This is a genomic window from Ramlibacter lithotrophicus (genome assembly GCF_012184415.1).
Taxonomy (GTDB): domain Bacteria; phylum Pseudomonadota; class Gammaproteobacteria; order Burkholderiales; family Burkholderiaceae_C; genus Ramlibacter; species Ramlibacter lithotrophicus.
Window position 1 is genome coordinate 203,971 of record NZ_VTOX01000006.1, and the last position, 14,128, is coordinate 218,098.

Sequence of the window (14,128 nt, forward strand, 5' to 3'; positions counted from 1 at the left end):
CGCCGACGATACCAAACCGGGGGCGGACGCTGCTGCGCTATCTCAACCGAACGGCCAGGCGGCGGCGGCGGCGGGCTCTGGGACCTGGCCGGGGCGCGGGGCGCTGCGCAGTTGGCCGCAGCGCTGGCGCAAGCCGTCGCGCAACTGGCGATGGCGCTGCGCGAACGGATCGGCGCCCACCGGTGGCGGCCAGGCGGCGAGCTTGTCCAGGCAGTTCGCGGCGGTCAACTCCGGCCCCAGGGACACCAGCGTGCGCTCCAGGGCGGCCAGGCTGCCGTCGCCCCGCCCGCCCCGGTAGCGCTCGAGGTCCGCGGCGGCCGCCTGCCAGCGCTGCACGGCCGGCTCGCCGGCGAACGTCCCCGCCGCCGCCAGCAGCGGGGCCACCTGGCGCACGGCCGCCTCCAGCCGGCTCACCTGCGGCGCCAGGACGTGGCGCAGCGTGAGCCCGTCCATCGCGCCCAATGCCGCCAGCAGCGGCGAGCCTTCACCGGTCCACCAGCCGAAGTCCTGCAGCCGCGGCGAGGCGAAGTCCGACCGGGCGAGCGCCTGCTCGGCGACGCCCAGGCGGGCCACGAGATCGCCGGTCACGAGCATCCGCAGCAGGTGCGCGCGGTCGCGAGCGCCGAGCTGCACCAGCAGCGACTCGACCCGGGCGACCAGCTGCTGCTGCGCGCCCCACGCCGCGAGGTCCGGCGGGGCGTCGGCGCTCGCCGTCACCAGCGCCTGCGCCGCGGCGTGCTCGACGTGCCGGGCGAACTGGCGGTCCACCGCCTGCGCGATCCCGCTGCGTGCGCCGGCCGGGAATCGCGGCAGGTGCTCGGCCCGGAACCGGCGCCGCGCCTGCGCGAGCTCCAGCGCGCCGGCCAGCCGCTGCAGGTCCCACCTGATCGCGCCCGGCGGCGCATCGGGAAAGGCAGCGTCCCCCGGCATCGCCATGTACGGCTCCTGCAGCAGCGCCGCCAGCCGGTCGCGCAGGACCAGGCGCTGCGGCGACAGCACGTAGCGGCCCTCGCCTTCGCGCCAGACCAGTGCCGGCTCGAGACCGGCACCGAGCGATGTCGCCAGCCGGCCGCGCAATCGCTGCAAAGCCCGGCCCGACTGCTGGCTCAGCTGCTGCACGGTTTCGCTGCCCAGCAGGCCGATCCGGGCCACCCGGGCGAGCGCCGCGTCGTGCGCCGGGCCGAGACCGCGGCTGGCGCCGCCCAGCCAGCCGCTGTCGCCGGCATCGAGCAGGCGTTCCTGTTCGCCGATCAAGGCGACCATCGCATGCCAGCGCTCCAGCGTCTGTGCCGGAAGACGCCCCGCCCCCGGCCGCAGGAACGCGGCCAGGTGCGGTGCCAGTTGCTGCTCGCTCGCCAGCAGATCGTTGCGCTCGAACACGCGCGCGTCGAGCAGCGCCATGCGCCTGGCGAGGCTGCAGCGCACCGCCTGCTGCAGCCGTGCCGTGCGCAGACCGTGCTGCGGCCGCTCGGACGGGCGCAGCACCTGCCGCACCCGCGCGGCGCTGTGCGACAGGCGTTCCGGCGGCTCCGCGGCCAGCGCGTACCGCACCAGCAGCCGCAGCGGCTCGGCGCCGTCCCCGCTGCCGGGCGACTGCAGTTCCTCCAGCGCCTGCACGGCGCGGTCGAGTTGCTCGATCTGGTCGAGGTGCGCGAGGACACTGCGCAGCTCCGGCAGTTCATCGCCGCGCGCCCCGGGCTGGAAGAAGCTCGGCGCGAGTGCCGGCGCGGCGCAGCCACCAGCCGTGAGCAGTTCACCGGTCGCGGGATGACGCGCGACGCCGGACAGTTGCCCGGCCCGCTCGTCCAGCTCGCGGCGGATGGTGTCGACGGCAATCTCGCTGAATTCGCGCTCGATGCGCTGCGCAAGCCGTTCGCGCAGGTCGTCGAAGCGGGGCCAGGCGCCCGGCATGAACACGGTCCACCGGCCGTCGTCGTGCAGCCGGTCGCCGGCGGCCAGCAGGGCCAGCGCCTTGCTGCGGTACCACTCGCGCGGAATCGGCTCGCGCCGTTCGGCCATGCGCACCCGGAAGGCCCGGTCCGCCCGGATCTGCAGCAGCACCTGCACCAGCTCGCGGTCCCAAGCAGCCAGATGGACCGCCGCCGTCGCCAGTCCCAGCGCCCAGGCCGCCAGCAGCGCGATGGCCACGCCCCGCGCGAGCCATGCCAGCTTCACGGCAAGCCTCCGCCGGCCACGTCCGTGTCGAGCAGTTCGCGCACCGGCCAGGAATGCCAGAGCCACAGCGTTTCGGACAGCCCCAGCAAGGTGCACGCCGCCAGCACCCACAGCAGCCAGAACCAGCGCGACCGCCACGCCCGCACCAGCCACGAGCGGCTGTCCCCGGCGGCCGCATCGTCCGAGGCGGAGTGCTCAACAGCCATGATGCGTCCTGCCTGCCGGTGAATTGCGAGCAGGAAATTATGGGTTGCGCGTGACGGGCCGTGTGCCGGACGGCACGAGAGTTTCGAAGATCGCGGATGCTTACGCGGGGGGCGCGGCGCGGCCGGTCAGGCGCGCAGCGACACCGCCGGTGCGGCCCGCGGCACGGCAGCTTCCCGGATGGGGAGATGGACGAGCGCCGCGCCCGCGGCCAGCACGATGTCGACGTACCAGACCCAGTCATAGGAGCCGGTGGCGTCGAACACCTTGCCGCCCAGCCACGCGCCCAGGAACCCGCCCACCTGGTGCGCGAGCATGACGATGCCGAACAGTGTCGCCATGTTGGCCGGGCCGAAGAAGCGCGCCACGAGCCCGGCCGTCGGCGGCACCGTGGACAGGAAGGTCGCGCCCATCACCGCCGCGAACAGCAGCACGATGGGACCGGTCTTCGGCGCGAACAGGAACGCCAGCACCGCCAGGCCGCGCGCCGCATAGACCAGCGACAGCAGCGACTTCATGCGCCAGCGGCCCACGGCCCAGCCCATGGCGATGCTGCCGGCGATGTTGAACAGGCCGATCATCGCGAGCGCCCAGCCGGCCCACTGCGTTGGCAGGCCGCAGGAGGCGATCACGCCGGGCAGGTGGGTCGCAAGGAAGGCCACATGGAAGCCACACACGAAAAAGCCCGCCGACAGCATCAGGTAGCTGGGGTGCCGCAGCGCGGTGCGGATCGCCTCGCGCGTGCCGACCGGTGCCTGGGCAGCCGCGCCGTGCTCCATCGGGCTGCCGCGCAACACGAAGGCGGCCGGCAGGCACAGCAGCACCAGCACGCCGAGGATCTGCATGGCGGCGCTCCAGCCGAAAGCGCCCATCAGCGCGGCCGCAAGCGGCGCCATCACGAACTGGCCGAAGGAGCCACCGGCGTTCACGACGCCGGTCGCGAGCCCCCGGCGCTGGGGCGGGACCAGCCGGGTGGTGGCCGCCATCAGCACGGCCGGTCCCGCCATGCCGGCGCCGCCCGCGGCCAGCACGCCCACGGCGAGGATCAGCCCCGCGGTGCTGGTCATGAACGGCGTGATCACGGTCCCCAGCGCGACCAGCGCCACGCCCGCGAAGAGCACCCGGCCGGCACCGACCCGGTCCGCCATCGCCCCGGCGAAAGGCTGCGTGAGGCCCCACCAAAGCTGGCCGAACGCGAAGGCCAGGCTGATGCTGCCGACGCCCAGCCCGGTCGCGGTGTTCAGGGGCGAGACGAACAGCCCCATGGTCTGGCGCGTTCCCATCGTCAGGGCGAAGACGCCCGCGGCCGCCGCGAGGACGACCAGGAACGGCAGGGCCTGGCGTGGCGCGGCATCACTCTTCATGGGCTTCTCCGGGAGCGGGTGACAGCAGATCCAGGCATTCGTCGATCAGCGCGTGCAAGGCCGTCACGCGCGGCACGCCGAGCACCATGTTGATGCCCTCCTGGGCCACGCGCCAGCGGCGCTGCGCCTCCCGCCGCTTCTCGCGCCCGGCGTCGGTCGCCGTGACGAGCCGGCTGCGGCCGTCGGCGCCGGGGCCCAGCTCGAGCCAGCCGGCGTCGACCAGCGGCCGCAGGTTGCGGGTGAGCGTCGAGGCGTCGACCTTCATCGCCCGCGCAAGATCGCCGGGGCGGATCGGCCCCAGCTTGACGACGTACGACAGCAGCGAATACTGCGTCGTCTTGAGCCCTGTCTTGCCGAGCTCGCCGTCATAGTGCTGCGCCACCCGGCGCATCAGCTGGCGCAGCTTGAGATTGGTGCAGCCCTGGGGCTTGACGGTGTGGTCCATCGCGATTATTGTAGCTGCAACTCTTGCAACTGCAACTCTTCACGATCCACCATGACGACCATGAACCAGCTGGAGGCCTGGCTTGCCCAGGAACGCGAACAAGGCGCCCGCTACGAGGCCGGCGCCGGGCCCGGCGTGGCGACCGCGGCCCAGGTCGCGGGCCGCGGCGGGCTGGACCTGATGCGCGCGATGCTGGCCGGAGAACTGCCGTACGCGACGATCGCCAGGACGCTGGACTTCATGCTTCTGGAAGCGGACGAGGGCCGCGCCCTGTTCCAGGGCACGCCCGGCCCGGCGCACTTCAACCCGATGGGGACCGTGCACGGCGGCTGGTACGCGACGCTGCTCGACTCCGCGCTGGGCTGCGCTGTCCATACCATGCTGCCGCCGGGCCGCGCCTACACGACGGCGGAACTGGGCGTCAACCTGGTCCGCGCCATCGGCCCCAAGGCCCCGCGCGTGCGGGCCGAAGGCAAGGTGATCCACTGCGGGCGCCAGCTCGCCACCGCCGAGGGGCGGCTGTTCGGCCCGGACGGCACGCTGTACGCGCACGCAACCACCACCTGCCTGGTGTTCGACCTGCCCCCGGCGCGATAATCCCGCGCATGAGACTCCTCCACACCATGCTGCGCGTGGGCGACCTGCAGCGCTCGATCGACTTCTACACCCGCGTGCTCGGCATGAAGCTGCTGCGCACGACCGACCGCCCGGAGCAGAAGTATTCGCTGGCGTTCGTCGGCTACGGCAGCAATCCGGAGCAGGCCGAGATCGAGCTCACCTACAACTACGGCGTCGACAAGTACGACCTGGGCACGGCCTACGGCCACATCGCGCTGGGCGTGCCGGATGCCTATGCCGCGTGCGAGAAGATCCGCGCCGCCGGCGGCGCCATCACGCGCGAGCCGGGCCCGGTCAAGGGCGGCAACACGGTGATCGCGTTCGTCACCGATCCGGACGGCTACAAGATCGAGCTGATCCAGCGCGACGCCTGAGCGGCGTCACCCGTGGCGGTGCACCGCGGCAGCCTGCCTGGCCAGCTGCGTGATGTGCGCCCAGTCGCCGCGCGCGACCACTTCCGGCGGCGTGAGCCAGGAACCCCCGACGCACACGACGTTCGGCAGGCGCAGGAAATCGCCGGCATTGCCGCCCGTGATGCCGCCGGTGGGACAGAACTTCACGTCGCCGAACGGCCCTTGCCAGGCCTTGAGCATGGCGACGCCGCCGGCCTGCAGCGCCGGGAAGAACTTCAGCGCGGTGTAGCCGTCCTCCTGCGCCGCCATGATCTCGCTGCCGGTGGCCACGCCGGGCAGCAGCGGCAGTTCCAGGTCGTGGCAGGCCTTGCCAACCGACTGGGTGTAGCCGGGGCTCACGGCAAAGCGTGCGCCGGCCATCGCGGCGGCCTGCGCATCGGCGGCGCTGCGCACCGTGCCGGCACCGACGACCGCCTCCGGCACTTCCCTGGCCATGGCCTCGATGCAGGCCAGCGCCACCGGCGTGCGCAGCGTGACCTCCAGCATGCGGATCCCACCTTCGACCAGCGCCCGCGCCAGCGGCACCGCGTGGGCGACCTCGGTCAGCACGATCACCGGAATCACCGGCGCGTCGCCCATCACCTCCAGCGACGTCAGTTTCACAGCCATGTACAGGCACCTTCCTCAGCGGACAGTGCGTTGCGGCGGAAGGAGGCGAACAATTCGCGTCCGGTTCCATGGCCATCGGCCTGCCGCAGCGCCTGCGGCATTGTCGCAGCCTCGCGCGCCGACCATTCCGCGTCGGTCACCAGTGCCTGCAGGACACCGGCGTCGGCGTCCAGCCGCACGACGTCGCCGTCGCGCAGTTTCGCCAGCGGCCCGCCAGCCGAGGCTTCCGGGCAGACGTGGATCGCCGCCGGCACCTTGCCCGAGGCGCCGCTCATGCGGCCGTCGGTCACCAGCGCCACGCGAAACCCGCGGCCCTGCAGCACCGCGAGCGGCGGGGTCAACTTGTGCAGCTCCGGCATGCCGTTGGCCCGCGGCCCCTGCCAGCGGACGACACAGACGACGTCGCACTCGAGTTCGCCCGCCTTGAAGGCGGCAAGGAGTGCCTCCTGGCCGTCGAAGACGCGGGCCGGCGCTTCGACCAGATGGCGGTCGGCGGGCACCGCCGACACCTTGATCACGCTGCGGCCGAGGTTGCCGGTGAGCAGCTTCAGGCCGCCGGTGCGGCTGAACGGCTCGCTGGTGGGGCGCACCACCTGCGGATCGCGCGATGGCCCGATGTCGTGCCACACGATGCCCCCACCCCCACCCTCCCCCAGCGGGGGAGGGAGTGAACGCCCCTGCCCGTGTTCCTCCCCCTCCGTCGGCGAGGGAGGGGCTGAACGCCCCTGCCCGTGTTGCTCCCTCTCCCCCTGGGAGAGGGCTGGGGTGAGGGCTGGCGCCAGCGCCGGTTCGCAGGTGAACTCCCGGATGCCGCCCTCGCGCACCGTCAGCACGTCCTCGTGCATCAGGCCCGCATCGAGCAGTTCGCGGATCACGAAGCCAGGCCCGCCGGCGGCCTGGAACTGGTTGACGTCGGCGCTGCCGTTCGGATAGACGCGGGCCAGCAGCGGCACCACGGCCGACAGCTGTGCGAAGTCGTCCCAGTCGATGGTGATGCCGGCGGCGCGCGCCACGGCGACCCAGTGGATCAGGTGGTTGGTGGAACCGCCGGTGGCCAGCAGCGCGGCCATCGCGTTGACGATTGCCCGCTCGTCGACCAGCCGGCCCACCGGCGTGTGGCGCCGCCCCTTGGCAATGGACAGCGCCGTGCGCACCGCCTCGCGCGTGAGCTGCTCGCGCAATTCGCCGCCCGGATTCACGAAGGCCGTGCCAGGCACGTGCAGGCCCATCGCCTCCATCAGCATCTGGTTGCTGTTGGCCGTGCCGTAGAAGGTGCAGGTGCCCGGCGAGTGGTAGGCGCGCGACTCGGCGCCCAGCAGTTCCGCGCGCCCGACGAGCCCCTGGGCCGCCTGCTCGCGCACCTTCGCCTTCTCGCTGTTGGACAGCCCGCTGGCCATCGGCCCGCCGGGCACGAACACCGCCGGCAGGTGGCCGAAATGCAGCACGCCGATCATGAGTCCCGGCACGATCTTGTCGCAGATGCCCAGCAGCAGCGCCGCGTCGAAGACGTCGTGGCTCAGCGCCACGGCCGTGGCCTGCGCAATCACGTCGCGCGAGAACAGGCTCAGCTCCATCCCGGGCAGGCCCTGCGTGACGCCGTCGCACATCGCCGGGACACCGCCGGCCACCTGCGCGGTCGCGCCGCGCTGTCGTGCCTCGTCCTTGATGATGTCGGGATAGGAGGCGAACGGCGCGTGCGCGGACAACATGTCGTTGTACGACGTGACGATGCCGATGTTGGGCACGCGCTCGGCGACCACGCGGAACTTGTCCCGGCCCGGCAGCGCCGCGAACGCATGGGCCACGTTGGCGCATCCCATCCGGTCGGCGCTGCGCTCGCGGGCGGCGGCCGCGTCGACGCGTTGGAGGTAATCGCCGCGGGTGGCGGCGCTGCGCTGGCGCATGCGCTCGGTCACGCGCGCCACGACAGGGTGAAGGCTCATCGGCAGACAGCAGGAATCGCGGACTCGCGGCAGCCCATGCTACGTGAAGGCGCGCTCGCGCGGACCGCGCCGTTACCACCTGAAGGCATTCGAGCCAGAGCTGGCGCTACAGTTTGGGCATGAGCATGACGAGCGAGCCGCCGAAGCCGCTGCGCGATCCCGCCGCGCTGCTGGAGAAGGTCCTGCAGGAGTGGGGCGGCGCCGGCGACCTGTGGATCTTCGGCTATGGCTCGCTGATCTGGCGGCCGGGCTTCGAGTTCGCCGAGCAGCGGCGCGCCAAGGTGCACGGCTGGCACCGCGCGCTCAAGATGTGGAGCCGCATCAATCGCGGCACGGCGCAGCGGCCAGGACTGGTCTTCGCGCTGCTGTCCGGCGGGTCGTGCCATGGGATGGTGTTCCGCGTACCCAGGGAACAGGGCGAGGCCGTGCTGCGCCAGCTCTGGCCGCGCGAGATGCCGCTGGCGACCTACGATCCGCGGTGGCTCGCCTGCCAGACCAGCCATGGGCCGGTGCGGGCGCTGGCGTTCACCCTCTCGCGCAAGAGTCCCAGCCACACCGGGCTGCTGACGGAGGCGGAATACCGGCGGATCTTCGCCGAGGCCAGCGGCATCTACGGCACGACGCTGGACTATGCCCACCGCACGCACGAGGAACTGCGGCGCCACGAGATCCGCGACCGGGCGCTGGAACGGTTGCTGAAGCTGCTTCAGGATCGCGGGTCCTGACCCAGCAGCCGGACGCTCTGCGTCCGGCTGCTGGATTTGAGCATCAAGGCACCGGCGTCAGTTTCGCCACCGCCAGCGCCAGCCACTTGATGCCGTGGCGGGGGAAGTTGATCTGCGCCCGCGCGTCGTCGCCCTGCCCTTCGATCGACAGTACCGTGCCCTCGCCGAACTTGGTGTGGAACACCTTCATGCCTTGCTTGAGTCCATGCGAGGGCGCCGCCTTCTGCGCCGGCACCGGCGGGCTGGCGATCGACTCGCGCTGGAACCCGCCGCCGTAACTGCCGCCGCGCGTCGTCGGGTATCCCGCGCCGTAGCCGAACGCGGAGCCGCCGAAGGTCTGGTGCTTGGGCGTCAGCCACTTCAGCGCGCCTTCCGGCAGCTCGTCGAAGAAGCGGCTGCGCACGTTGTAGCGGGTCTGGCCGTGCAGCAGCCGCGTCTGCGAGTGGCTCAGGTACAGGCGCTTGCGCGCCCGCGTGATCGCCACGTACATCAGGCGCCGCTCCTCCTCCAGCCCGGCCGGGTCGGACAGCGAGTTCTCGTGCGGGAACAGGCCCTCCTCCAGGCCGCTGATGAAGACGCAGTCGAACTCGAGGCCCTTGGCCGAGTGCACCGTCATCAGCTGGATTGCATCCTGCCCGGCCTCGGCCTGGTTGTCGCCCGATTCGAGCGCTGCATGGGTCAGGAACGCGGCCAGCGGCGACAGCGTCTCGCCGGTCTCGGCGTCCGGCGGCACGTAGTCGGGCGCCGGTTCGTTGATCTCGGGCTGGCTCGGATCCAGGCCCTGGCTGGCCGGCGACTGGCGCAACATGCCCGGGGACAGCTCGTCCACCGGCAGCGCCACCGCGTCGCGGCCGAACCCTTCCTGGCTGACGAAGCTCTCGGCGGCGTTCACCAGTTCCTGCAGGTTCTCGACCCGGTCGGCGCCTTCGCGCTCGGCCTTGTAGTGTTCGACGAGCCCCGACTCCTGCAGCACCAGCTCGATGATCTCGCGCAGCGTGAGGTCGATGGTGCGTTCGCGCAGCACGTCGATCTTCGCGACGAACGCCGTGAGGTTGGCGCCCGCCTTGCCGGTGGTGGCGCTCACCGCGTCGTGCAGCGAGCAGCCGGCGGCCCGCGCGGCGTCCTGCAACTGCTCGATGCTGCGCGTGCCGATGCCGCGCGGCGGGAAGTTGACGATGCGCAGGAAACTGGTGTCGTCGCTCGGGTTCTCCAGCACGCGCAGGTAGGCCAGCGCGTGCTTGATCTCGGCCCGCTCGAAGAAGCGCAGGCCGCCGTAGACCCGGTACGGCACCGCGGCGTTGAACAGGCCCGTCTCGATCACCCGGCTCTGCGCGTTGCTGCGATACAGGATCGCGATCTCCTTCCGGTCGAAACCTCCCTCGGGCCCGTCGCCGCGCACCAGGTGCCGGATCTCCTCGACGATCCACTGCGCCTCGGCCAGGTCGGTGGGCGCCTCGTAGACCCGCACCGGCTCGCCGGCGCCCTGGTCGGTGCGCAGGTTCTTGCCGAGGCGGTTGCGGTTGTGGCTGATCAGCTCGTTGGCCGAATCCAGGATGTTGCTGTAGCTGCGGTAGTTGCGCTCCAGCTTGATCTGGTGCGCGACCTGGAACTCGCGCACGAAGTCGGCCATGTTGCCGACGCGGGCGCCGCGGAACGCATAGATGCTCTGGTCGTCGTCACCCACCGCGAACACGGAATTCGGCTGGGCGCCGGGCGACCCGTCGCGCGGCTGCGCGAACATCTTGATCCAGGCGTACTGCAGCTTGTTGGTGTCCTGGAACTCGTCGATCAGGATGTGCCGGAAGCGCCGCTGGTAGTGGTCGCGGATCGGATCGTTGCCCTGCAGCAGCTCGTAGCTGCGCAGCATCAGCTCGCCGAAGTCGACCACGCCTTCGCGCTGGCACTGCTCCTCGTAGAGCTGGTAGATCTCGACCTTCTTGCGATCGTCCTCGCCGTGCACCTCGACCATGTTGGGCCGCAGCCCGTCCTCCTTGCATCCGGCGATGAACCACTGCGTCTGCTTGGCGGGGAAGCGCTCGTCGTCGATGTTGAACTGCTTCATCAGCCGCTTGATGGCGGAGAGCTGGTCCTGGGTGTCCAGGATCTGGAAGCCCTGCGGCAGGTTGGCCAGCTTGTAGTGGGCCCGCAGGAAGCGGTTGCACAGGCCGTGGAAGGTACCGATCCACATGCCGCGCACGTTCAGCGGCAGCATCGCCTGCAGCCGCGTCATCATCTCGCGCGCCGCCTTGTTGGTGAAGGTGACGGCCAGCACGCCGCCGGGCGAGACCTGCCCCGTCGACAGCAGCCAGGCGATGCGGGTGGTGAGGACGCGGGTCTTGCCGGAGCCGGCGCCGGCCAGGATCAGCGCGTGCTCGTTCGGCAAGGTGACCGCCGCGCGCTGCTCGGGGTTGAGGTTGTGTAACAGCGGCGAGACCGCGTCGGCTTCTGGGAACATACGGCATTGTAGGAAGCCACCATGAAGGATTTGTCCCGTCCCGCGATCATCGCGGCGCTGCTGGCGCTGGCTGCGGCCGCGGCCGCCCAGCCGGCCTGCTCCAGCGACGGGCAGCCGCCGGCGGCCGCACTGCTGGAACGGTTCATCAATGCAGATTGCGACGGCTGCTGGACCGACGTGAAGACGGCCGAGCCCGGCCGCGGCGAGCTGGTGCTGGACTGGATCGTCCCCGGCCGGCGCGGGGACGACGCGCCGCTGTCCGCCGCCGCCCGCGACGAGGCCCTGGCCCGGCTCCAGGCCCTGGGCCAGGACGTTCCGGCCCACAGCCAGGACTGGCACCGGCCGCGCAGCGGCCGGCCGCTGGCGCTGCGGGTGGCCCACGGACTGGCGTTCAACGGCTACATCGGCACCTCGATCGAACTGCGCGAGACCGCCCCCGGTCCCTGGCGCGCGTGGCTGCTGCTGGTCGAGGCGCTTCCCCCCGGCGGCGAGCGGTCGCCGGTGGCCCGCAACGTGGTGCGCAACGTGTTGCACGTGTCCTGGGACCCGGCGCGCGGCGAGCGGCCGTCCACAGCGCGCCCCATGAGCATTCCGGAGGGCGCGCGGCCGGAGCGGCTGCGGGTGGTCGGCCTGCTGGAAGACGCCCGCGGCCGGATCAGGGGCATCGCGCAGTCGCGCTGCGCCGGCCGCTGAGCGCTACCGCCGTGCGACGAACTCGTATGCGTAGTGGCTGCTCTGCTTCTGCTCCCACTTGTCGGCGAGGTGGTAGGTGCGCTTCCAGATCCAGCGCTTGCAGTAGAACCTGAAGGCGCCCTGGCGCACGCAGTTGCCGATGTTGAACGGCATGTGGAAGCTGATGCGCTTGCCGCGCTCCACCACCCGCATGTCGACCGGCTTGGCCAGGCGGGTGCCGTGCGCATCCAGCGTGACGGCATAGATCCCGGCGTCGGTGACCACGCGGCTCTCCTCCACGTTGATTCCCGACACCGCCGTCGTGCCGGTCGCGTTCAAGGGCGCGTACTGGCGCAAGTCGGACGCCGCGCCGCCCGTGTAACTGGGCCACAAGCTGGGGATCGGGCTGCCGCCGCCGTCGTAGGAATGCTCGGCCAGGCTCTGGATGAACGAGTAGTGGTTGGCGTAGCGCCGGCGCGCGTCCAGCGCCGTGCCGCCGAACGCGTTCGCGACCGGCATCACCATCCCGGACGGCGACAGGTATGGCGTGCACCCGCCGGCGAGGTAGGACGGCTGCACGCCCGGCAGCATCAGGTGTTTCTGGCTCACCCACAGCTTGGTGCCGCGGACCAGCCGCGGCAGCCAGTCGGAGAATTCGAACGCCTTCACCAGCTGCGAAACGGACAGGCCGCTGGGCGCCGAGATGTTGGGAAACACCGGGTTGGGATTGCCGCAGGCCGAGTTCATCGTGACCACGCCGTCATCGAGCCCGGGCAGGAACCACTGGGTCAGGCCCGCCGCCTGGTTGCCGCGGGGATGGCCGCCCGCCAGCGTCACCGTGGGCACCGGCGAGTTCTCGACGTCGCGTCCCCACACGCCCTGCGCCACGGCCGGAATCAGGTCGCGCAGGATGCTGCCGGCGACGAAGGAGAGGTCGGCGTTGCAGGTGTTGGAGGTCCCGAACAGTTCGTCGACCAGCGGGCACAGCACGTTGGAGGCGGCTGCAATCGGCGCGCCGACGGTGGCCACGGCCATGCCGACGGTCGCGATGCGGCTGCCCGAAATCGCGCCCGCCAGCGACACATGGGCCACCATGCGGCGCGCGATCAGTTCTCCGCCGGGACCGAAGTCGCCGGCGCGCGCCCGGCCCATCGCACTGCTCGTGACGAGCGGCCCGGTGGAATGGCCGATGAGAATGCAGCCGTTGGCGCAGAACGGGCGCACGTGGCCGGCCGGATAGGTGGGCGGCGTGACCACGTTCAGGTTGCTGGCCATGGCCTGCTGGATCTGGGTCAGCAGCGCATGTTGCGCGTACTCGATGGTCTGGTTGCTGGACCAGGCGACGACCAGGTAGCGGTTGGCCTTGGGAACGTAGACCGGCGCCGCGTCCGCGGACGTCCACTGCCAGCCGGTGCCCGGCCAGGGACTCGGCGAGCCGGCCGGCACCGGCGCCGAGAGGTGCTCCACCAGGTGCGCCGTCCAGTACTTCTCGGCCTCGGCGCGGAAATAGCCGCTGCTGTTGACGAACTCGGCGGCATCGGCCGGCCAGGTCTTGCTGGCCGAACCCGTCGGGTTGCCGATGCGATCGAAGAGATGGCTGGTCTGCAGGCCATGGACGTAGATGATGTCGCGGCCCTCGAACGGCATCGCCGAGTCCAGGAACGACGCGTCGTTGCAGTCGACCTGCTTGCGGGTGCCCGGCGAGCCGGCCGTGCCCTCGGTGCGCTGGAAGCAGTCGCCCATGGAAAACGACGGCAGCGCCTCCAGGCCCGGGCGCGGCGCGGCCAGCAGCGTGTCGAGCAGGGCGCGGCCCTCGTTGTCCTCGTACTTGGCCACGAACTCCTCCGCCGCCACGGTGTCAGCGTCCGGCGCCTCCTCCGCCGGCAACGTCCCGCCGATCGACGGCTCGCACGGCAGGCTGGGATAGAAGGCGTCGGTGGTCGTGTCGAGGTCCGGATAGAGGGCCGCCAGCGAACCGAGGTCGGCGTCCACCGATTCGGGCGCTCCGACCTCGAAGGCCTCGGTCGGCAGGACGGCGTTGCCGCGCGCGTCGACCTTCGCCGCCTGGTCGCAGCGTGAGATGCGCGCTGCGAAATCCGCCACGGCCGCGACCGCCGTCACGCGTCCTGCGGTGTAGTCCCTGCCCAGCAGGTAGACGATGCCGTCGGCGATGCCGATGTACAGGTCGGTGCCGGGGTAGTAACGGTACTGGTACTGCTCCAGGGTCCGCGTGTCCTCGCGGCTGGGGAACAGCGACGGATACATCGACTCAGCCCAGTCCAGCACTTGGTCCGCCGCCAAGGGCTCGGCGGCGCCGGCATCGGCCCGGCTCGGCGCTCGCGGCTGCAACGCGGCCCGGAAGGCGCTCGCCTGCGCGTTGAGGTCGCTGCCGGAGCCCTTGGGGGATGCCAGCAAGGGATGTTCACTCGAGCCGCCGCCGCAGCCGCTGGCCAGGACGGCGGATACGGCCAGCACACGCAGGACTGCACGGAAGTTCATGGGTTT

Annotated in this window: 12 protein-coding genes; 4 read left to right on the forward strand and 8 right to left on the reverse strand. The window is 71.4% G+C overall.

All coding sequences use genetic code 11. The features are described from left to right. Nucleotides 1-42: 42 nt before the first annotated feature. The 4 genes from RAMLITH_RS17120 to RAMLITH_RS17135 form a co-directional block, all read right to left on the reverse strand. On the reverse strand, nucleotides 43-2,175 hold the full coding sequence (locus RAMLITH_RS17120; protein ID WP_168108646.1) for a hypothetical protein: 2,133 nt from the start codon (nucleotides 2,173-2,175) through the stop codon (nucleotides 43-45). Beyond that, complete coding sequence (locus RAMLITH_RS17125) at nucleotides 2,172-2,381, reverse strand: amiloride-sensitive sodium channel family protein (protein ID WP_168108647.1); 210 nt, start codon at nucleotides 2,379-2,381, stop codon at nucleotides 2,172-2,174. The genes RAMLITH_RS17120 and RAMLITH_RS17125 overlap by 4 nt, the downstream gene beginning before the upstream one ends. A gap of 126 nt (nucleotides 2,382-2,507) precedes the next feature. Further along, nucleotides 2,508-3,743: an MFS transporter gene (locus RAMLITH_RS17130; protein WP_168108648.1), complete on the reverse strand. Its 1,236-nt coding sequence runs from the start codon at nucleotides 3,741-3,743 to the stop codon at nucleotides 2,508-2,510. After that, nucleotides 3,733-4,188, reverse strand: a complete 456-nt coding sequence (locus RAMLITH_RS17135) for a MarR family winged helix-turn-helix transcriptional regulator (RefSeq protein ID WP_168108649.1) — start codon at nucleotides 4,186-4,188, stop codon at nucleotides 3,733-3,735. Before RAMLITH_RS17135 ends, RAMLITH_RS17130 begins: the two co-directional genes overlap by 11 nt. Before the next feature lie 51 nt (nucleotides 4,189-4,239). Between RAMLITH_RS17135 and RAMLITH_RS17140 the strand changes: the two genes are divergently transcribed. Then, nucleotides 4,240-4,785 carry a PaaI family thioesterase gene (locus tag RAMLITH_RS17140; RefSeq protein WP_168108650.1) on the forward strand — a complete coding sequence of 182 codons (546 nt, stop codon included), beginning with the start codon at nucleotides 4,240-4,242 and terminating at the stop codon, nucleotides 4,783-4,785. 8 nt (nucleotides 4,786-4,793) lie between these two features. Next, complete coding sequence (gene gloA / locus RAMLITH_RS17145; protein WP_168108651.1) at nucleotides 4,794-5,180, forward strand: lactoylglutathione lyase; 387 nt, start codon at nucleotides 4,794-4,796, stop codon at nucleotides 5,178-5,180. Nucleotides 5,181-5,186: 6 nt separating this feature from the next. Here gloA and eda read toward each other — a convergent pair whose 3' ends face one another. Then, entirely contained in the window at nucleotides 5,187-5,828 is a 642-nt protein-coding gene (gene eda / locus RAMLITH_RS17150) for a bifunctional 4-hydroxy-2-oxoglutarate aldolase/2-dehydro-3-deoxy-phosphogluconate aldolase (RefSeq protein WP_168108652.1), read from the reverse strand. Further along, the gene (locus tag RAMLITH_RS17155) at nucleotides 5,819-7,771 is read right to left on the reverse strand and encodes a dihydroxy-acid dehydratase domain-containing protein (protein ID WP_168108653.1); all 1,953 of its coding nucleotides are present in this window, start codon (nucleotides 7,769-7,771) and stop codon (nucleotides 5,819-5,821) included. The genes eda and RAMLITH_RS17155 overlap by 10 nt, the downstream gene beginning before the upstream one ends. A 119-nt stretch (nucleotides 7,772-7,890) precedes the next feature. Here RAMLITH_RS17155 and RAMLITH_RS17160 point away from each other — a divergent pair, with 119 nt between their 5' ends. Beyond that, on the forward strand, nucleotides 7,891-8,496 hold the full coding sequence (locus tag RAMLITH_RS17160) for a gamma-glutamylcyclotransferase (protein ID WP_168108654.1): 606 nt from the start codon (nucleotides 7,891-7,893) through the stop codon (nucleotides 8,494-8,496). A gap of 43 nt (nucleotides 8,497-8,539) precedes the next feature. Here the strand turns inward: RAMLITH_RS17160 and RAMLITH_RS17165 are convergent, their stop codons facing one another. After that, nucleotides 8,540-10,951 (reverse strand): UvrD-helicase domain-containing protein, encoded by a 2,412-nt coding sequence (locus RAMLITH_RS17165; protein ID WP_168108655.1) that lies wholly within the window; start codon nucleotides 10,949-10,951, stop codon nucleotides 8,540-8,542. 21 nt (nucleotides 10,952-10,972) lie between these two features. On the opposite strand from RAMLITH_RS17165, the gene RAMLITH_RS17170 reads away from it, so the two are divergent. Beyond that, nucleotides 10,973-11,644: a hypothetical protein gene (locus tag RAMLITH_RS17170; RefSeq protein ID WP_168108656.1), complete on the forward strand. Its 672-nt coding sequence runs from the start codon at nucleotides 10,973-10,975 to the stop codon at nucleotides 11,642-11,644. A gap of 3 nt (nucleotides 11,645-11,647) precedes the next feature. Here RAMLITH_RS17170 and RAMLITH_RS17175 read toward each other — a convergent pair whose 3' ends face one another. Further along, nucleotides 11,648-14,122, reverse strand: coding sequence for a hypothetical protein (locus RAMLITH_RS17175; protein ID WP_168108657.1), 2,475 nt, complete (start codon nucleotides 14,120-14,122; stop codon nucleotides 11,648-11,650). Nucleotides 14,123-14,128: the final 6 nt, after the last annotated feature.